The organism is Polaromonas sp., assembly GCF_049790275.1.
Lineage (GTDB): Bacteria > Pseudomonadota > Gammaproteobacteria > Burkholderiales > Burkholderiaceae_C > Polaromonas.
Genome location: NZ_JBAQYR010000065.1, coordinates 1 through 17,944 on the forward strand (window position 1 = coordinate 1; position 17,944 = coordinate 17,944).

The window sequence follows — 17,944 nt, forward strand, 5'->3', positions numbered from 1 at the left end:
TCTTTGCTCATCATCGCTGCCTGACCATTGACCTCAGGCAGCCGGATAACTTCTAATGAAAACCGTCAACCATGTCTCCGCACACCTGTCCACCATGTGTCCGGTCTATACAGCGACGCAAAAGAAAAGTAAGTTGCCGCCGGGCAACCCCCGGCTTGTTGGAACATCCGCTGAAGCGCAAGCTTGCCAAGGCTTCGACAAGCTCAGCCCGAACGGTGCATAGAAATGCTATTAATTCAGGCGCTTCTTGCGCCCGTCACACAAGGACCACGGCCTCAAAAGACTCCGAAAAATCAATCCACCCGGGCCCCGGAAGCCTTCACCACCTTCTCATACTTGGCCAGCTCGCTTTTCATGAAAGCGCCAAACTGTTCCGGCGAACTCGCCACCGGCTCGGCCAGCAACGCAGCAAAGCGGGTTTTGGCTTCGGGTGAATTCAGGGCGGCGACAAAAGCCTGGTTGAGTCTGGCGACCACGTCTTTCGGCGTGCCGGCCGGTGCCACCAGGCCCCACCAGGTGTCAATGGAAAACCCCTTGAGTGTCTCGGCCACCGCCGGCACATCAGGCAATGCGGCACTGCGCTTTTCAGTGGTCACGGCCAGCGCCTTGAGCTTGCCGGCCTTGATGTTGGCGGAGGCGGTGGCGAGGTTGTCGAAGTTGAAGTCAGCCTGGCCACTGAGCAGCGCCAGCTGCGCAGGGTTGCCGCCGTTGTAGGGAATGTGAAGCGCGAAAATGCCGGCTTCCTTCTTGAACATTTCCCCGGCCAGGTGGCCTGCACTGCCGTTGCCGCCGCTGGCGTAGTTGAGCTTGGCCGGGTTGGCCTTGGCATAACGAATCAGGTCGGCCAGGCTGTTGATGTTCAGGCGCCGGGCCGTGTCGGCGTTCATCACCAGCACATTGGGAACGCGCAGCATCTGCGTGATGGGCGCAAAGTCGGTTGCGGCGTTGTAGGGCATCTTGCTGTACAGCCACGGGTTGATGGCGTGGGTGGCCACGGCAGCGATACCGATGGTCAGCCCGTCGGGCGCGGCCTTGGCCACCACATCGGCGCCGATGTTGCCGCCGCCGCCGGGGCGGTTTTCAATGATGACGGTACCCAGCGAGTCCTTGACACGTTCGGCCATCAGGCGCGCGGTGACGTCGATCGGGCCACCCGGTGCGTACGGCACGATGATGCGCATGACCTTGGGCTGGGCCATGGCGAGGGGGGAAGACAGGGTCAGCACGGCGATGGCGGCCGCCGCCAGGGCACAGAACGCGAAAGAGGAGACAGGGGAGAGAGAGGAGGTTTTCATGGCCCTGATTGTGGCAAAACCGGGAACCCGGGTCACCGTGGCATTCCCTAGGGCCGACACGGCGGCGCACCCGGCCTCCCACAAACGCGGGATGCCCCGAATGCGCAGCGCTGGCTAACATGGCCGGCACCTACCCCTTGGAGTCGCCATGCCCCGTTTTTCCTCCCGCGCCTCGCGTGTCTGCCTGCTGGCACTTGCCTGTCTGGGCACAGGTTCCGCACTCGCGCTCGACCTTCCGAACCCGGCCGAGCCCGAGGCGCAGGCGCTGGTCAAGCGTTTCCAGGCCGACTACGCCCGCGTTAAGGCCGACACCAACTTTTTCAAGCCCCCGGCCGCACCCATGGCCATGCCTTGTGAAGTACCGCAGCGTGACCTGTACACCCCGCTCGGGCTGTTCATGGCGATTCCCGAGGAGGCCGAGAAGATCCGGCTGATGTCGCGCAAACAGCTGCGCGACATGGGCATGGACCCGGACACCGCCGCCAAGCCCATGCAGTACAGCAACATCCGCATCACGCCGCTCAAGGCGGCCTGCAAGGACGGCAAGCTCGAGGGCGACACCGACTTCCTGGTGCAGTTCGACACCTTGATGGAAAACGTCAACAACATGGACCTCGGCACCAGGAAGGTGAAGATGACCATGAAGATGGGGACGCAGCAGGCCAGCCGCTATTTCCTGACCTTCAAGGACGGCAAGGTCCAGGACGGAGACCGCTACCACGTCACCCAGCTGGCCATGCGCAACGAAACCCTGTACGACGATGCGCAGATGACCCAGACCATGGCCAAAACAAAAATTCCGGATGCGCCTGAGCCGCAGGTCACGTTGAACTACATGAACTTCGGAGTCGGAAGAATGGCCCTGTTCACGGTCAGCATGGCGCCCAAGATCAGCGCGGGCCTGTTCGGCGTGAATACCAGTTTCCAGCAGCAACTCGACAGCCATTTCACCTCGGGCATGAACACACCGCTCCAGCGCATGGTCATGTACAAGAACGACAAGATGTTCATGACCAGCCAGACGTCGATGAAAAGCGGCAAGCCGCACGGCGAGCAGGTACAGACCCAGGAAAACTACCTGAAGGCGTCCGGCATGCGGCTCGACCAGGTGCCCGGCATGGAGACCGCGCGGCTGGTGACGGTGGGCGGCGTGGAAATGATTGAGACCCGCACCTGTTTCATCGAGGGCGTGCTGACCAAAGCCCAGACCTGCCCGAAGGACTGAGGGCATGCGGGCCTCCTCTTCACGCCGCGCCCTGGCGCTGTCCGCCCTGGTGGCTGCGCTGGCGCCGGCCGCCCATGCGCTGGACATCTCCAATGCCGACTTCTACCGCTGTGTGCAGGGCGACTGCCGCAACGGGCAGGGAACGGTGCACGACATGTACCAGAACCAGATGCTCGAAGGCGTCTGGCAAGGCAGCAAGACCATTCCCGGCCAGCGTTACCTGGTCAGCCATCCGCTGACCAAGGGGAAACAATACGAGCAGTTCTACGGCGCAGACGGCCTGATGGATCGCGGCAGCCAGATACGCGGTTTTGGCGCGATGAACATCGTGCCGGTGTTCACCGGCTCCTTCGGCCGCATGGACCATGCCTTCATGCGGGCGCGGCTGGCGGTTCCCTACGAGGGTGTGTATGCCCTGGGCAACGGCATCGAATTCCGCGGCCGCTTCGACTACATGCCGGCCAAGGGCACGGAAGCGGGCCGCATCACCATGGGCCACATCATCTTTTACGGTGACAAAGTGGACCTGGAAGACAACAGCAAGGAAACCGGCCTGTTTGTCAGCAACAGCGCCGTGGTGGGCGGCGGCGTGGTGATGTTCATGCCGGCGCGGCCCGACTACATGGCCTTGCTGCAGCAGCAATACCAGCGCGACCTGCAGATTGCCGTTGGCGATTTCAAGCAGCAGGAAAGCGAAAAAGCCTGGCGCACGGCCTTTGCGATTCTGGGCCAGGTGGCCCTGACCATGGCGGGTTCTTCCGGCGGCGGTGGTGGCGGCAGTTCAGGCAACCGTTTCGCGATGGACCTGGTCAGCGGCCTGATGAAAAGCGCCACCGCACCGGAAGGTTCGGCCGGTACATCGGCCAATACCGACCCGTCAACCCGTCTCATCCAACTGGTCACCGGTGCGGCGCTGGGCAAGGTGAGCGGTGACAGCGCCTTGTCGAACAGCCTGGCGAAGGCGGTGGCGACCGGGATTGAAAAGTCGAACGCGGCCGGAAAGTAAAGGCGAAGCAGGCCCGATCCGGATGGTATCGGATGAACGGGAATGTGCTATTGATTCAATAGCTGCTTGCGCTTATTTCCAAAGGGCCAGAGGCCAAAAATACCTGGAAAATCACTCACCCAGATAAGCTGCCCGGACCCGCGGGTCATTGAGCAGCTCTTTGGCCTGGCCATTCATGGTGACGAGCCCCGACTCCATCACGTAGCCGCGGTCGGCAATGCCCAGCGAGCGGCTGGCGTTCTGCTCGACCAGCAGCACGGTCACGCCGTTGGCGGACACGTCCTTCACGACTTCAAAGATCTTGTCGACCATGATGGGCGACAGGCCCATGGAGGGTTCGTCGAGCAGCAGCACCTTGGGGCGGCTCATCAGCGCGCGGCCCATGGCCAGCATCTGCTGCTCACCGCCGGACATGGTGCCAGCGAGTTGGTCCTTGCGTTCGCGCAAGCGCGGAAACAGCACAAACATCTTTTCCATGTCAGCGGCTATCTCGACCTTGTCGCTGCGGATGTAGGCGCCCATCTGCAGGTTCTCGGTGATGGTCATGCGGGTGAACACGCCGCGGCCCTCGGGCACCATGGCCAGGCCGTCCTTGACCAGGTCCCACGAACCCTTGCCCTTGATGCTTTTGCCCATGTATTCGATATCGCCATCGAGCAGCGGCAGCGTGCCGGTGATGGCTTTCATGGTGGTGGTCTTGCCGGCGCCGTTGGAGCCGATCAGCGTGACCAGTTCGCCCTCGTTGACTTCAAAGTCAACCCCCTTGACCGCCTGAATGCCGCCATAGGCCACCTTGAGACCGGTCACCTTGAGAAGTGTATTTGCCATGTTCGTGGTTTCCTTCAATGACCCGTGCCCAGATAGGCGGTGATCACTTTTTCGTTTTTCTGCACTTCAGCAGGCGCGCCTTCGGCAATCTGCTTGCCATAGTCGAGAACGGTGACACGGTCGCACAGGCCCATCACGAGCTTGACGTCGTGTTCGATCAGCAAAATCGTGCGGTTGTCCTTGCGGATCCGGTCGATCAGCTCGCGCAGTTGCACTTTTTCGGTGGCGTTCATGCCGGCCGCGGGTTCGTCCAGCGCGATCAATTGCGGATCGGTGGCCAGCGCGCGGGCAATTTCCAGCCGGCGCTGGTCACCATAGCTCAACGTGCGCGCCTTGAAGTCGGCATATTTGCCGATACCCACATAGTCGAGCAGTTCCTGGGCACGTTTGGCAATCGCCGCTTCTTCGGCCTTGAAACCCGGCGTACGGAACACCGCGCCAATCAGCCCCGACTTGGTGCGCATGTGGCGCCCCACCATGACGTTTTCCAGCGCCGTCATGTCGGCGAACAGGCGGATGTTCTGGAAGGTGCGTGCAATGCCGGCCTTGGCCACTTCGTGGACTGCCGCAGGCTTGTAGGGCTTGCCGGCCAGCTCGAAGGTGCCGCTGTCGGGCGTGTACAGCCCGGTCAGCACATTGAAGAAGGTGGTTTTTCCGGCGCCGTTGGGGCCTATCAGTCCGTAGACCTGGCCGCGCTCGATATGGATGCCGACATCGCTGAGGGCTTGCAGGCCGCCAAAACGCTTGGACACGCCTGAGACTTTAAGAATGGTTTCGCTCATATCCATTCTCCTTAAGGGTTGATGGACTGGATGGGGTCCGGACCGACGGGCTTGTTCAGCGACTTGCCGTGCTCGCGCGCAGGCCAGAGGCCGCGCGGCCGCGACAGCATGATGGCGATCATGGCCAGCGCGATCAGCAGCTGGCGCAGGATGGCGGAGTCCAGGCGTCCGCCGGTCATGGCCTGCAGCGGCCCCGCCACATGGCGGAGCACCTCGGGCAAGGCAGCCAGCAGCAAGGCACCCAGGATGACACCGGGCAGGTGCCCGATGCCGCCCAGCACGACCATGGCCACAATCATCACCGACTCCATCAGGCTGAAGGACTCGGGCGACACAAAGCCCTGGAAAGCGGCAAACATGGAACCGGACACGCCGCCGAAGGTCGCGCCCATGCCGAAGGCCAGCAGCTTCATGTTGCGGGTGTTGATGCCCATGGCCTTGGCTGCAATCTCGTCCTCGCGGATCGCCATCCAGGCGCGGCCGATGCGCGAGTTCTCCAGCCGGTAGCAAATGATCACGGACACGATTACCAGGACCAGGAAGAGGTAGTAGTACATCGACACCGAGTTCACCTCGAAGCCGAGGAATTCATGCGTCTTGCCCAGGTCGAAACCGAAAAACTTCATCGAGTCGATCTGGTTGATGCCCTTGGGCCCGTTGGTCAGGTTGATGGGCCTGTCCAGGTTGTTCAGGAACACGCGGATGATTTCACCAAAGCCCAGCGTCACGATGGCCAGGTAGTCACCGCGAAGTTTCAGCACCGGCACGCCGAGCAGGACGCCGAAGCAGGCGGCCAGCAAGGCCGCCATCGGGATGACGGCCCAGATCGGCAAATGCAGGCCGTTCGGGAAAGCCGCAGCCACGGCGGGAAAGGCGTCGGCCAGATGGGGCGACCCGAGCAGGGCGAACAAATAGGCGCCGACCGCAAAGAACGCGACATAACCGAGGTCGAGCAGGCCGGCGTAGCCAACCACAATATTCAGGCCGAGTGCCAGCAGCACATACAGCAAGGCCATGTCGACAATGCGGACCCAGGCGTTGCCGCCCTGTTGCAGCAGCAGGGGCAGCACCAGCAGTGCCACTGCAAACACCAGGAAGGTGACGAGTCTGTTTTTCTTCATCATGCTTGTTCTCCTAGGCTCGATCGGCCAAGCGCTCGCCGAGCAGCCCCGAGGGCCGCAGCGTCAACACAAAAATCAGCACCATGAAGGCAAAGATGTCGGAGTACTGGCTGCCCAGCACCCCGCCGGTCAGCGGGCCGATGTAGCCGGCGCCAATCGCTTCGATCAGCCCCAGCAAAATGCCGCCGAGGACCGCGCCGCCGAGGTTACCGATGCCGCCAAACACTGCGGCGGTAAAGGCTTTCAGGCCGGGCAGGAAGCCCATGGTGTGCTGCACCGTGCCGTAGTTGGACGCGTACATCACGCCGGCCAGTGCCGCCAGCACAGCCCCAATGATGAAGGTGGCGGAAATGACGGTGTCGGGCTTGACGCCCATCAGGCCGGCCACACGGGGGTTTTCGGCGGTGGCCCGCATGGCGCGGCCCAGCTTGGTGTAATTGACGAGGTACATCAGGATGGCCAGCGAAACCGCCGTGGCGCCGAGGATGAAAATCTGCGTGACGGTGATCACCGCGCCGCCGAACTGCAACGGCTCGGAGGGCAGCAGGGTCGGGTAAGGCTTGTAGTTGGGCTTCCAGATGATCATGGCCAGGGTCTGCAGCAGGATGGACATGCCGATGGCGGTGATCAGGGGGGCCAGCTTGGGCGAATTGCGTAGCGGCCGATAGGCGACTTTTTCAATCGCGAAATTAAGCGCACCGCAAACCACAAAGGCGATCAGCAGCGAAATCAGCAAAATGACCCAACCCGGGGTTCCCGGCATCGCTTCCTGCATCCAGACGATGATGGTCCAGCTGGTGATCGCTCCCACCATCAGGACCTCGCCGTGGGCGAAATTGATCAGGCCGATGATGCCGTACACCATGGTGTAGCCCAGGGCGACCAGGGCGTACATGCTGCCCAGCACCAGCCCATTGATGATCTGCTGAAGCAAAGTTTCCATACTCACTCTCCGTTTGATTGAAATTGCCAACTCCGCTTGCGCTGCGAGCCCCTGGGATCACCACGGGATCTGGCGAGTTAACAAAAAGCCCGCCTATCAATACCAGGGATACTGGATTGGGTGGCGAGCTAATTCGCAAATTGTAGCGAGGCATCTCTAGCGAGAATCGAGCCAGCATGCTGCTTTTCGCCGGGTTAACCCTTGAGCAACTGCATTTTTCCGGCTGGATCAGGCTATATCAGGAGGTTTTGCTTTCCATTAGTTCTTCTGCTTGTTCCTGGATTTCAGCTCGTTCAACTTATCCGAAATCCTGATTTCCAGACCCCGGTTGACGGGACGGTAGAACTCGGGCGCGGCCATGCCATCGGGGAAATAGGTCTCACCGGCGGCAAAGCCGTCCTCCTCGTCGTGCGCATAGCGGTAGTTCTTGCCGTAGTCCAGCTCTTTCATGAGCTGGGTAGGCGCATTGCGCAGATGCAGCGGTACCGGGCGCGTCCCGTCCTTCTTGACCAGCGCCCTGGCCTCGTTGAAGGCCTTGTAGACCGCGTTGGACTTGGGCGCCACGGCCAGGTAGACCACACATTCGGCCAGCGCCAGTTCGCCCTCGGGAGAACCCAGGCGCTCGTAGACCTCGGCGGCGTCCAGCGCCAGCCGCAGGGCACGCGGATCGGCCAGGCCGATGTCTTCACTGGCCATGCGTATGAGCCGCCGGGCCATGTACTTCGGCTCGGCGCCGCCGTCGAGCATGCGCACCAGCCAGTACAGCGCAGCGTCCGGGTCGGAGCCGCGCACCGATTTGTGCAGTGCGGAGATGGTGTCGTAGAACTGCTCGCCGCCCTTGTCGTAGCGGCGCATGCGCTCGCCGAGCACTTTGAGCAGCCAAGCGGACGTGACGTCCAGGCTACCGCCTTTGGTCTCGCGGCGGGCTGCAACCTCCAGCGATTCCAGCGTATTGAGCAGGCGCCTTGCATCACCGTCAGCATAGGCCACAAGCTGGTCCACCGCATCATCCGCTATTGATTTAATAGCTGGTAGCACCCGCTCTGCAAGGGCTTTGGCCACTATTTGCTTGAGATCTTCTTCGTTCAGCGGTTGCAGCACATAAACCGCTGCGCGCGAGAGCAAGGCCGAGTTGACCTCGAACGACGGGTTTTCGGTGGTGGCGCCAATAAAGGTGAAGAGTCCGCTTTCCACATGCGGCAAAAAGGCATCCTGCTGGCTCTTGTTGAAACGGTGCACCTCGTCGACAAACACTATGGTGCGCTTGCCGCTTTGGCCCTGCCAGATCGTTGCCTGTTCAACGGCCTCACGGATGTCTTTGACACCGCCCAGCACAGCCGAAATGGTGATGAAGTGCGCGTCGAAGCTGCTCGCCATCAGGCGCGCCAGCGTGGTTTTTCCGACACCAGGCGGGCCCCAGAGGATGCAACTATGCGGCTGGCCCGATTCAAAGGCAATGCGCAGCGGCATGTCTTCGCCGAGCAGGTGCTGCTGGCCAATCACCTCGCCGAGATTTCTGGGGCGCAAACGCTCGGCCAAAGGAGCCAGCGCCCGGGCATCGGCGTCCTGCCCGAACGGGGTCTCGGCGGAAGCGGCCATGTTTGCCCTTCTTGTTATTGGCGGATCACGTCTGCACCGGCCGGCGTCTTGAACTGGAAGCCGGCGGCGGTGAGTGCTGGATTGATTTCAAACTGGGTGAAGGTCATCACCGAGCGCTGACCGAAGCTGTCGAGGATTTCCAGCACGGCCAGTTCGCTGCCCTTGCCGGTGCTCCTGAAACCAACGGTGATGTTCTGCACCTGCCCATCTTTGGTTTTCGGCGTGGCCTGCACCCATTCGAGGCCGTCCCTGTCGGGCTGCGGCACCAGGGTGAAATCGGCCTGCAGGGCCTTGATGTCTGCCGCGGCGGCAATCACGGCAGCCGGCGTGCCATTGAGGACCTGCGTCAACTTGCGCGCGGTGACCTGGTTCAGGTCCACATCGTGCAGCCACAGGGTCTGGCCGTCCGACACAATGCTTTGCTCGAACGGTTTTTTGTAGACAAACCTGAAACGGTTGGGCCGCAGGAACTCAAAACTTCCATTGGAAGTTTTGGTTTTGGGGGTCTGGCCGTCGCGTGCCGGGCTGGTCACAACCTGGGTGAAAACGGCGCGACCACTTTTGGTGTTTTTGACAAAAGCCTCCAGGCTTTCCAGGCCACTGACCGTGGCCACCTGGGCACCGGCAGCCATGGAAATAAGAGCGAAAAGACCGGCCAGCGCGCCGCGGCATGCAGGAGCGAAAAAACGGCGGGCGGGTGCAGTAGGCAGAAAAGAAAAATGGGTCATGGCAGTTCTGGGGCAAGCCCCGTTGGATAGACAGTGCTGGTAGGACTCAGACTGCGGGCGTTGGTTGCCCGAACAATGTATCGCCCAGGTAAATGCCCAGGCTGTCATCCTTCTGCGCGTGCAGGCACCAGAATTTCACGCTGCCCGCTGCCCGACATGGCGCTGACCATCCCCGACTTCTCCATTTCCTCAAGGAGGCGTGCGGCCCGGTTATAGCCTATCTTCAGATGCCGCTGCACCAGCGAGATGGAAGCCTTGCGATTTTTCAGGACGATCTCGACCGCCTGGTCGTACATCGGGTCTTTTTCTCCTTCACCGCCACCCGCGCCGCCATTGCCGTCGCCAAGCAGATCACCGTCGCCATCCACCGTGCCGCCCTCCAGCACGCCGTCGATGTAGTTTGGTTCGCCCTGCTGCTTCAGGTAAGCGACCACGCGGTGTACTTCATCGTCGCTGACAAACGCGCCGTGCACGCGTATCGGGAAACCCGTGCCGCTGGGCATGTAAAGCATGTCGCCCATGCCCAGCAGCGCTTCGGCGCCCATCTGGTCGAGGATGGTGCGGCTGTCGATCTTGCTGCTGACCTGGAAGGACAGGCGCGTCGGGATGTTGGCCTTGATCAGGCCGGTGATCACGTCCACGCTGGGCCGCTGGGTGGCCAGTACCAGGTGGATGCCTGCGGCGCGCGCCTTTTGCGCCAGCCGCGCAATCAGTTCCTCGATTTTCTTGCCGACCACCATCATCAGGTCGGCCAGTTCGTCGATCACCACCACGATGTAAGGCAGGCGTTCCAGCGGCTCGGGTTGCTCGGGCGTCAGGCTGAAGGGGTTGTAGATGAACTCGCCGCGCGCCTTGGCTTCGTCGATCTTGACGTTGTAGCCGGCCAGGTTGCGCACACCCATCTTGCTCATGAGTTTGTAGCGCTTTTCCATCTCGGCCACACACCAGTTCAGGCCGTGCGCAGCCTGCCGCATGTCGGTGACCACAGGTGCCAGCAGGTGCGGAATGCCTTCGTAGACGCTCATCTCCAGCATCTTCGGGTCAATGAGCAGCAGGCGCACATCGCGCGCATCGGCCTTGTAGAGCAGGCTCAAAATCATGGCATTGATGCCCACCGACTTGCCGGAGCCGGTGGTGCCGGCCACCAGGCAGTGCGGCATTTTCGCGAGGTCGGCCACCACGGGCGCGCCGCTGATGTCCTTGCCCAGGCCGATGGTCAGCATGGACTTGGCCTCGTTGTAGATCTGCGAGCCGAGGATTTCACTGAGCTTGATGGACTGGCGCTTGGCGTTCGGCAGCTCCAGCGCCATGTAGTTCTTGCCGGGAATGGTTTCAATCACGCGGATCGACACCAGGCTGAGTGCGCGCGCCAGATCCTTGGCGAGGTTGACGATCTGTGCACCCTTGACACCGGTGGCGGGTTCGATCTCATAACGCGTGATGACCGGGCCAGGCGCTGCTGCCACCACACGCACTTCGACGCCGAAGTCCTTGAGCTTCTTCTCGATGAGGCGCGAGGTCATCTCCAGCGTCTCGGGCGCCACGGTCTCCTGGCGCGTCAATGCGCCATCGAGCAGGTCCACCTGCGGCAGCTTGGAGTCCGGCATTTCGCTGAACAGCGGCTTCTGGCGTTCCTTGGCAACACGTTCGCTTTTCGGAATTTCGACCAGCGTCGGTTCGATTAGCACCGGGACCGGATGATGCTCCTCGATCTCGATGCGTTCTTCGTGCAGGATTTCCTCGCGCTCGCGGGCCGCGGCGCGTCCCACCGCGAGGTCTTCGGCGATCTCGCGTTTTTCACGGCGCGACTCGATCAGCTCGTCGATCCAGGCACCTATGCGTTGCGCGGTATGAGCCCAGGAAAACGCAAACACCACAGAGACGGCAATCACGCCCAGTGCTATCCAGACCAGGCCGGAACCGGTAAACCCCAGCCACTTCACGCTGGCAGGTCCCGCCAGGTAGCCCAGGATGCCGCCGGCATGGCCAGGCAAGCTGACTTCAAAGCGGTACAGGCGCGACCATTCAAGGGCCGTGCTGGCCAGCAGCAGCAGCGCCAGGCAAGACCAGAACCTGACACGGCCCGCCATCGTGGCGGACGCTGGCTGGCCCCGCAGGCCGCGCGCCAGCGAGCCCAGCCAGGCGCGAACGCCCACGGCCAGCGCCCACCACACGGAAAACCCGAGCAGGAAATAGCTGGCATCGGCCAGGTGGGCACCCAGGCGCCCGCCCCAGTTGCGGGTGATTGCTTCGCCGGCCTTCAGTGCGCTGGCCGCCTCGCGGCTGCCCGTGGTGGACCAGGCCGCATCCTGCGGTGAATAGCTGAGCAGAGCACCAAGCCAGAAGACCAGCGCAAGCAGGCCCAGGATCAGGCTGACTTCATGCGCAAAGCGTTTCACGCCGCCCGCGGAACCGGCCGCGGCAGATGTTCTGGAGTTCAAGGTATCGAGTGAATAAGTCATAGGGCGACTGCTGAGCTTACCTCAGATGATCAGGCCTTCATGACGGAAAAGGTGACCGGGAAGAGACCCTCAACCCAGGGAATTGAGGCGGTCCTTGACCCACATCGAGCCATCGGCCCGCGTCTCGATGAAGCCGCGTTCCTCGAGGTCTTTCATGACCCGGCTGACCATCTCCCGCGAGGCCCCGACCATTTTGGCAAGATCCTGGCGCGACACCTTTTCGCGGATCACGGTGTTGCCCTCACGGTCAGGCAGGGCCGACTCCAGCAAGGCCCTGGCAACTCGGCCGTACACGTCCATCAGCGCCAGCGATTCAATCTTGCGGTCTGCCTGGCGCAGGCGCTGCACCAGTCCTTTCATGACCGCATAGGCCATGGAGCTGTTTTCGGGCAGGCAGCGGGCGAACTCCGGCCGGCCCACCACCAATACATCCGTCTGCACCTCGGTGCGCACGGTGGCTGAATGCGGCTCGTTGTCGATCAGGCTCATTTCGCCAACATAGTCACCCGGATGCATGGTGGCAAGAATCACCTCCCTGCCGCGGGCATCGGTGGTCACCACGCGCGCCCGGCCAGTCAGGATGATGGCCAGGGCGTTGGACTTCTTGCCCTGTTCGACAATGGCTTCCCCTCGTTTGTAACGGCGCTTGAGCACGGCCTGGGCCACTGATTCAGCCTGGCTGGTCGTCAACATCGAGAACAAGGGCACCCGACGAATCAGTTCAAGGTTAGACACCATCGTAGACATACCAAACTTCTCCAGACCGCGCCACTGACCGGACCCAAAAGCCCGCCTGATCCCGGGAAGCACGTTCCCCAGTCCGGCGGCCTTCCGGCACGAGTTCTTACAATAGCGTGTGTTGTGCCAACTATTTCCGTCCACCAGGGGTGTTAAAGCCCCAAGTCAGCCCCGACTCTAACTGAGTTCTCATGCTTTTCCATACAGATTTTCACCATGCGACATTCTAAAGTTCTCATCCTCGGTTCCGGTCCCGCAGGCTACACGGCAGCCGTCTACGCGGCGCGTGCCAACCTCAATCCGGTGCTGATCACAGGCATCGCGCAGGGTGGGCAACTGATGACCACGACCGACGTAGACAACTGGCCCGCCGACCCACTCGGCGTTCAGGGCCCGGCGCTGATGCAGCGCTTTCTTGAGCATGCCGAACGCTTCAAGACGGAGATCATCTTCGACCACATCAACAAGGTCGATTTCAGCCAGCGCCCCTTCACGCTGACCGGCGACAGCGGCAGCTACACCTGTGACGCGCTGATCATTGCCACCGGCGCGTCGGCCAAGTACCTGGGTCTCGATTCCGAAACAGCCTTCATGGGACGCGGCGTGTCTGGCTGCGCGACCTGCGACGGCTTTTTCTACCGAAATCAGGAGGTATGTGTGGTCGGCGGCGGCAACACCGCCGTGGAAGAAGCCCTTTATCTGTCCAACATCGCCAGCAAGGTCTACCTGGTCCATCGCCGTGACAAGTTCAAGGCGGAAGCCATTCTCATCGACAAGCTCCACGAAAAAGTGGCGGCCGGCAAAATCGAATTGAAACTGCACCAGACCCTTGACGAAGTGCTGGGCAATGCCGCCGGCGTCAACGGCGTGCGGCTCAAAAGCACTGAATCCGGCGCCACGCAGGACATTGCGCTGCAGGGCTGTTTTATCGCCATCGGCCATCAACCCAACACTGACATCTTTTCCGGCCAGCTGGAGATGAAGGATGGCTACATCATCACGCGGACAGGTTTGCAGGGTTTTGCCACCATGACCAGTGTGCCCGGCGTGTTTGCCGCCGGTGACGTGCAGGACCATGTTTACCGCCAGGCCATCACCAGTGCCGGCACCGGATGCATGGCGGCGCTCGACGCGCAGCGCTTTCTGGAGCAGAGTTAGGCCCCCACGGTCGCTCACTTCGTGTAGCTCCCTGCCCCCCGAGGGGGCCGCTGCGCCTGCGGACCGGCGAAGCCGGATCCGCGGCCCCTGCTGGGTTGGAGAGCCTTCGCGGACGCTCACTTCTTAACCGATCGTCCTGAGCTTGTCGAAGGATGCCCCCCCGCCCCGAGGGTGCGCTGCGCCTGCGGACCGGCGAAGCCGGATCCGCGGCCCTGGCTGGTATTTCTCGCTGGCTAGCGGAAAACCCAAGCCTCGCTTCTCGCCGCTGGGAACGTGAAACTTGAGGGCGGCTGGTTTTCAGGCTATAATCGCAGGCTTGGCTGAGTATCCGACGGGTACCAGCATCCCTTTTTTCTTTTTTATACGGAGAGTGCTCATGGCACGCGTCTGTCAGGTTACGGGCAAAGGCCCGATGGTGGGAAACAATGTTTCTCACGCAAACAACAAAACCAAACGCCGGTTTTTGCCTAATCTGCAATACCGCCGTTTCTGGGTCGAGTCTGTGAACCGCGGGGTCCGCCTGCGCGTGACCAGCGCCGGTTTGCGTCTGGTCGACAAGCTCGGCATTGATGCGGTCCTGGTGGACCTCCGTGCCCGCGGTGAAATCTAAGGAGAATCATCATGGCAAAAGGCGCACGCGAAAAAATCAAGCTGGAATCGACAGCTGGCACCGGTCATTTCTACACGACCACCAAGAACAAAAAAACCACACCTGACAAGATGCTGATCATGAAATTTGATCCCAAGGCACGCAAGCATGTGGAATACAAGGAAATCAAGCTGAAGTAATTCAGACTGGTTCGGCGACGCTCAGGCTTCGCCCCCTCAAAAACCCGCTGATCTCCAGCGGGTTTTTTTATGCCTGCGAGGAACCGGCGGCCCGGTGCGTGCGGTCCGTATCTTCTGCAGCACAGCCTAGTGAATCAGGGGAGAAGACACACAAAAACCATGGATGGCACCGCATTGCCCATGCGACACCGCATGCCCAGGGCGACTACCTACCCACGCATGCTTCCATGAAAAAGCCGCAGCAGCGATAACACTGGTGCGGCTTGAACCGGCTCCGGCCGGAGGCTGGCCGTGGGGTAAAACTTCAGGCGCGCGCGGCGCGCAGCCTCATCGAAAACTCCTGCAGAGCAGCAATGCCGCTTTCCTCAGCACGGCGGCACCAGGCCTGGAGGTCGGTCGCCAGCTGTTCACGGGATGCCGACGTTGACAGCCACATCTGGCGCAGCTCTTCGCGCATGGTGACCATCTTGTCGAGCACCGGATGCTCGGCGCGGGCCTGCGCAATCTGTGGCTTGGCCGTGGCCGGCACCTTGTCGTCGTCGCGATGCAGCCAGCGGTTGGCAGCCTTCAGCACCGAGATGTCGGCCTTGCGGGCTTTCAAAGCTTCGATTTCAGCCTTGCCGGCACGGCGCAGTTCACGTGCAAAGCCGGCCATCACCTCGTAGCGGTGGGCAATCAGGGCTTCGAGTGTCTTCTCGTCAGCCACCGGCTGGATGCTGCCCAGCTGCAGCTTGGGCGGCACCTTCTTGACGGTCGCCAGACCGACCTTCTCCATCGCGCGGATGTAGATCCAGCCGATGTCGAACTCGTAGGGTTTGACGGAAAACTTGGCCGACGTCGGGTAGGTGTGATGGTTGTTGTGCAATTCTTCGCCGCCGATGAGGATGCCCCAAGGCGATACGTTGGTGCTGGCATCCGGTGCCTCGAAGTTGCGATAACCCCAGTAGTGGCCAATGCCATTGATGATGCCAGCTGCCGTCACGGGGATCCAGATCATCTGGACAGCCCAGACCGCCAGACCAGCTGCGCCGAACAAGGCCAGGTTGAGGACCATCATCAGGCCCACGCCCTGCCAGCTGTAGCGGGTGTAGACATTACGCTCCAGCCAGTCGTTCGGCGTGCCGTGGCCATACTTGACCATGGTTTCCTTGTTCTTGCTCTCTGCGCGGTACAGCTCGGCACCTTCCCAGAACACCTTCTTGATGCCATAGGCTTGCGGGCTGTGCGGGTCTTCGGCCGTTTCACATTTGGCGTGGTGCTTGCGGTGGATGGAAACCCACTCCTTGGTCACCTGCCCCGTTCCCAGCCAAAGCCAGAAACGGAAAAAATGGGAAGGAATGGCGTGCAGGTCCATGGCCCGATGCGCCTGGTGGCGGTGCAGGTAGATCGTCACGCTGGCGATGGTGATGTGGGTCGTCACCAGCGTATACAGCACAATTTGCCACCAGCTGGCGGCTAGCAAACCATTGGCCAGCCAGTCGAGGGCGGCATCAAACAAGACCATGTGAATCCTTTAAACAATCCGGAAAGTGCCCTGCATCGAAACAAAAACCTCTGTGCCGGACAAGCTTTCCATTGTAAGGGCGACGACCGGAATAACCAACCGGGAGAATCCCGAAAGCCGGCCTATCCGGCACAAGTTCTCGAAACCACCGTTTGACCGCCAAAAGCAGGCATCAGACGCTTTTGTCCCTTAAACGACATCAGCTTTCTGCCAGACGGCAGCAAAAAAGCCGTCCGTGCCGTGCAGGTAGGGCCATAAGCGCAGGTAGGGGCCACTGCAGAGCTTGCCGGCCCCGTCTACCCCTAAATGAGTCAGAAGCGCGCTGGTTTCAAGAGGCGTGAAATCTTTATTGGCAGCGCTGAAAGCTTCGGCAATCGCTTCGTTTTCGTCGCGCAGGATGCTGCAGGTGGCATACACCAGCCGGCCGCCCGGCTTGAGCAGCCGCGCGGCGCTCTGCAAAATGGCGGTCTGCTTGGCGGTCAGTTCCTCAATGGCCTTGGGGTTGTGCCGCCATTTGAGGTCGGGATTGCGCCGCAGTGTCCCTAGGCCCGAACAGGGCGCATCAACCAGCACCCGGTCGATCTTGCCGGCCAGGCGCTTGATGCGGTCGTCGCGCTCGTGCGCAATCGCAACCGGGTGGACATTGGAAAGGCCGCTACGCGCCAGCCGCGGCTTCAGCGCATCGAGCCGGTGGCCCGAGGTATCGAAAGCATAAAGCCGCCCGGTGTTGCGCATGCTCGCACCCAGGGCCAGTGTTTTGCCGCCGGCACCGGCGCAAAAATCGACCACCATCTCGCCGCGCTTGGCGTCGACCAGCAAGGCCAGCAGTTGCGACCCCTCGTCCTGCACCTCTATCGCACCGCGTGTGAAGGCGTCAAGCTTGTTGAGCGCCGGCTTGCCGGCCAGCCGCAAACCCCAGGGAGAATACGGTGTAGCTACTGTTTTGATAGCTGCTTTCGCAAGCTCCTTCTGGATATCAGCCCTCTTATCCTTCAAGGTATTGACGCGCAAATCAAGGCCCGCCGGCGCATTGAGGCTGTCCACCAGCGGCCAGAAATCGTCACCGAGCTGCGCCTTGAGCGGCTCGACCAGCCAGGCAGGCAGGTTGTGACGGTGCAACTCCATCAGGTCCGAGGGCTGGACCTGGTCGCAACGGGCCAGCCAGTCTTTTTCAGGCGCCGTCAGGGCACCCAGCAGGAAATCCCGCTCTGCCGCAAAGCCAAGAATGGCCAGACGCCGCTCCGGCGGGCCGCTGCCGTGCTGGGCCAGATAGGTATAGAGATTTTTCTTGCGCAGGACGCTGTAAATCGTCTCGGCGACCGTGGCGCGCTCACGCGGCCCCAGCCGCTGCTCACGGAAATGGCGGGACACCACCATGTCGGCGGGATGTTCAAATTTGAGGACCTGCTTGAGAAGCTCGGAACAACTGTCGAGTAAGGCGTTAGGATGCATGGCCTCATTGTCCCACCGCCGGCTCGCAGCGTACCTTTTCACCCTGGATGACCATGTCCGACGACCTTCCACCCCTGATCGAAACGCCACCCGGCCCGTACCGCCACTACAAGGGCCTGATGTACGAGGTGGTGGGCACGGTACGACACAGCGAAACCCTGGAGCCCATGACGCTGTACCGCGCCCTGTATGGCGAAAAAGGCCTGTGGGTGCGGCCGGCGGCCATGTTTGCTGAAGAGGTGGTGGTGGACGGCGTGCGCCAGCCGCGCTTTGCCAGGCAGCACCAGGGACAGCGCTGAGCTGCCTCACCGATA

The 17,944-nt window shown here is 61.5% G+C and carries 18 protein-coding genes; 7 read left to right on the forward strand and 11 right to left on the reverse strand.

Annotation, left to right across the window (positions count from 1 at the left end; all coding sequences use genetic code 11):
- Nucleotides 1-55 precede the first annotated feature (55 nt).
- Entirely contained in the window at nt 56-223 is a 168-nt protein-coding gene (locus tag WA904_RS09330) for a hypothetical protein (protein WP_425196848.1), read from the forward strand.
- A 70-nt stretch (nt 224-293) separates the two neighbouring features.
- Here WA904_RS09330 and WA904_RS09335 read toward each other — a convergent pair whose 3' ends face one another.
- The gene (locus tag WA904_RS09335) at nt 294-1,199 is read right to left on the reverse strand and encodes a Bug family tripartite tricarboxylate transporter substrate binding protein (RefSeq protein ID WP_425196879.1); all 906 of its coding nucleotides are present in this window, start codon (nt 1,197-1,199) and stop codon (nt 294-296) included.
- A 244-nt stretch (nt 1,200-1,443) separates the two neighbouring features.
- On the opposite strand from WA904_RS09335, the gene WA904_RS09340 reads away from it, so the two are divergent.
- Together WA904_RS09340 and WA904_RS09345 are read left to right on the forward strand one after the other, a co-directional pair.
- Nucleotides 1,444-2,520, forward strand: a complete 1,077-nt coding sequence (locus WA904_RS09340) for a hypothetical protein (protein ID WP_425196849.1) — start codon at nt 1,444-1,446, stop codon at nt 2,518-2,520.
- Nucleotides 2,521-2,524: 4 nt separating this feature from the next.
- Complete coding sequence (locus tag WA904_RS09345; protein WP_425196850.1) at nt 2,525-3,526, forward strand: hypothetical protein; 1,002 nt, start codon at nt 2,525-2,527, stop codon at nt 3,524-3,526.
- 111 nt (nt 3,527-3,637) lie between these two features.
- On the opposite strand, the gene WA904_RS09350 is transcribed toward WA904_RS09345, so the two are convergent.
- The 8 genes from WA904_RS09350 to WA904_RS09385 form a co-directional block, all read right to left on the reverse strand.
- A complete protein-coding gene (locus WA904_RS09350; protein WP_425196851.1) occupies nt 3,638-4,354 on the reverse strand; it encodes an ABC transporter ATP-binding protein in 717 nt (238 codons plus the stop codon).
- 14 nt (nt 4,355-4,368) lie between these two features.
- Complete coding sequence (locus WA904_RS09355; RefSeq protein ID WP_425196852.1) at nt 4,369-5,136, reverse strand: ABC transporter ATP-binding protein; 768 nt, start codon at nt 5,134-5,136, stop codon at nt 4,369-4,371.
- A gap of 11 nt (nt 5,137-5,147) precedes the next feature.
- Nucleotides 5,148-6,257, reverse strand: coding sequence for an ABC transporter permease subunit (locus WA904_RS09360; protein ID WP_425196880.1), 1,110 nt, complete (start codon nt 6,255-6,257; stop codon nt 5,148-5,150).
- Nucleotides 6,258-6,270: 13 nt separating this feature from the next.
- Entirely contained in the window at nt 6,271-7,200 is a 930-nt protein-coding gene (locus tag WA904_RS09365) for a branched-chain amino acid ABC transporter permease (protein ID WP_425196853.1), read from the reverse strand.
- Between the two features lie 258 nt (nt 7,201-7,458).
- Nucleotides 7,459-8,799: a replication-associated recombination protein A gene (locus WA904_RS09370; protein ID WP_425196854.1), complete on the reverse strand. Its 1,341-nt coding sequence runs from the start codon at nt 8,797-8,799 to the stop codon at nt 7,459-7,461.
- A gap of 14 nt (nt 8,800-8,813) precedes the next feature.
- Nucleotides 8,814-9,431, reverse strand: coding sequence for an outer membrane lipoprotein chaperone LolA (gene lolA / locus WA904_RS09375; RefSeq protein ID WP_425196881.1), 618 nt, complete (start codon nt 9,429-9,431; stop codon nt 8,814-8,816).
- A 200-nt stretch (nt 9,432-9,631) separates the two neighbouring features.
- A complete protein-coding gene (locus tag WA904_RS09380) occupies nt 9,632-11,989 on the reverse strand; it encodes a DNA translocase FtsK (RefSeq protein ID WP_425196855.1) in 2,358 nt (785 codons plus the stop codon).
- A 69-nt stretch (nt 11,990-12,058) separates the two neighbouring features.
- Entirely contained in the window at nt 12,059-12,736 is a 678-nt protein-coding gene (locus WA904_RS09385; protein ID WP_425196856.1) for a Crp/Fnr family transcriptional regulator, read from the reverse strand.
- 207 nt (nt 12,737-12,943) lie between these two features.
- On the opposite strand from WA904_RS09385, the gene trxB reads away from it, so the two are divergent.
- The 3 genes from trxB (at nt 12,944) to rpmG (ending at nt 14,674) form a co-directional block, all read left to right on the forward strand.
- Nucleotides 12,944-13,885, forward strand: a complete 942-nt coding sequence (gene trxB / locus WA904_RS09390) for a thioredoxin-disulfide reductase (RefSeq protein ID WP_425196857.1) — start codon at nt 12,944-12,946, stop codon at nt 13,883-13,885.
- 376 nt (nt 13,886-14,261) lie between these two features.
- Nucleotides 14,262-14,495: a 50S ribosomal protein L28 gene (gene rpmB / locus WA904_RS09395; protein ID WP_425196858.1), complete on the forward strand. Its 234-nt coding sequence runs from the start codon at nt 14,262-14,264 to the stop codon at nt 14,493-14,495.
- 11 nt (nt 14,496-14,506) lie between these two features.
- Entirely contained in the window at nt 14,507-14,674 is a 168-nt protein-coding gene (gene rpmG, locus WA904_RS09400; protein WP_007863188.1) for a 50S ribosomal protein L33, read from the forward strand.
- A 304-nt stretch (nt 14,675-14,978) separates the two neighbouring features.
- Here the strand turns inward: rpmG and WA904_RS09405 are convergent, their stop codons facing one another.
- Together WA904_RS09405 and WA904_RS09410 are read right to left on the reverse strand one after the other, a co-directional pair.
- On the reverse strand, nt 14,979-16,178 hold the full coding sequence (locus WA904_RS09405; protein WP_425196859.1) for a DesA family fatty acid desaturase: 1,200 nt from the start codon (nt 16,176-16,178) through the stop codon (nt 14,979-14,981).
- Between the two features lie 189 nt (nt 16,179-16,367).
- Entirely contained in the window at nt 16,368-17,630 is a 1,263-nt protein-coding gene (locus tag WA904_RS09410; RefSeq protein WP_425196860.1) for an RsmB/NOP family class I SAM-dependent RNA methyltransferase, read from the reverse strand.
- Nucleotides 17,631-17,677: 47 nt separating this feature from the next.
- On the opposite strand from WA904_RS09410, the gene WA904_RS09415 reads away from it, so the two are divergent.
- Nucleotides 17,678-17,929, forward strand: a complete 252-nt coding sequence (locus tag WA904_RS09415) for a DUF1653 domain-containing protein (RefSeq protein WP_425196861.1) — start codon at nt 17,678-17,680, stop codon at nt 17,927-17,929.
- Nucleotides 17,930-17,944: the final 15 nt, after the last annotated feature.

Excerpts from the sequence above, each read along its gene's own strand:
- WA904_RS09330 (WP_425196848.1), top strand. The coding sequence starts at position 56 with ATGAAAACCGTCAACCATGTCTCCGCACACCTGTCCACCATGTGTCCG.
- WA904_RS09335 (WP_425196879.1), bottom strand. The coding sequence starts at position 1,199 with ATGGCCCAGCCCAAGGTCATGCGCATCATCGTGCCGTACGCACCGGGT.
- WA904_RS09340 (WP_425196849.1), top strand. The coding sequence starts at position 1,444 with ATGCCCCGTTTTTCCTCCCGCGCCTCGCGTGTCTGCCTGCTGGCACTT.
- WA904_RS09345 (WP_425196850.1), top strand. The coding sequence starts at position 2,525 with ATGCGGGCCTCCTCTTCACGCCGCGCCCTGGCGCTGTCCGCCCTGGTG.
- WA904_RS09350 (WP_425196851.1), bottom strand. The coding sequence starts at position 4,354 with ATGGCAAATACACTTCTCAAGGTGACCGGTCTCAAGGTGGCCTATGGC.
- WA904_RS09355 (WP_425196852.1), bottom strand. The coding sequence starts at position 5,136 with ATGAGCGAAACCATTCTTAAAGTCTCAGGCGTGTCCAAGCGTTTTGGC.
- WA904_RS09360 (WP_425196880.1), bottom strand. The coding sequence starts at position 6,257 with ATGAAGAAAAACAGACTCGTCACCTTCCTGGTGTTTGCAGTGGCACTG.
- WA904_RS09365 (WP_425196853.1), bottom strand. The coding sequence starts at position 7,200 with ATGGAAACTTTGCTTCAGCAGATCATCAATGGGCTGGTGCTGGGCAGC.
- WA904_RS09370 (WP_425196854.1), bottom strand. The coding sequence starts at position 8,799 with ATGGCCGCTTCCGCCGAGACCCCGTTCGGGCAGGACGCCGATGCCCGG.
- lolA (WP_425196881.1), bottom strand. The coding sequence starts at position 9,431 with ATGGCTGCCGGTGCCCAGGTGGCCACGGTCAGTGGCCTGGAAAGCCTG.
- WA904_RS09380 (WP_425196855.1), bottom strand. The coding sequence starts at position 11,989 with ATGACTTATTCACTCGATACCTTGAACTCCAGAACATCTGCCGCGGCC.
- WA904_RS09385 (WP_425196856.1), bottom strand. The coding sequence starts at position 12,736 with ATGTCTACGATGGTGTCTAACCTTGAACTGATTCGTCGGGTGCCCTTG.
- trxB (WP_425196857.1), top strand. The coding sequence starts at position 12,944 with ATGCGACATTCTAAAGTTCTCATCCTCGGTTCCGGTCCCGCAGGCTAC.
- rpmB (WP_425196858.1), top strand. The coding sequence starts at position 14,262 with ATGGCACGCGTCTGTCAGGTTACGGGCAAAGGCCCGATGGTGGGAAAC.
- rpmG (WP_007863188.1), top strand. The coding sequence starts at position 14,507 with ATGGCAAAAGGCGCACGCGAAAAAATCAAGCTGGAATCGACAGCTGGC.
- WA904_RS09405 (WP_425196859.1), bottom strand. The coding sequence starts at position 16,178 with ATGGTCTTGTTTGATGCCGCCCTCGACTGGCTGGCCAATGGTTTGCTA.
- WA904_RS09410 (WP_425196860.1), bottom strand. The coding sequence starts at position 17,630 with ATGCATCCTAACGCCTTACTCGACAGTTGTTCCGAGCTTCTCAAGCAG.
- WA904_RS09415 (WP_425196861.1), top strand. The coding sequence starts at position 17,678 with ATGACCATGTCCGACGACCTTCCACCCCTGATCGAAACGCCACCCGGC.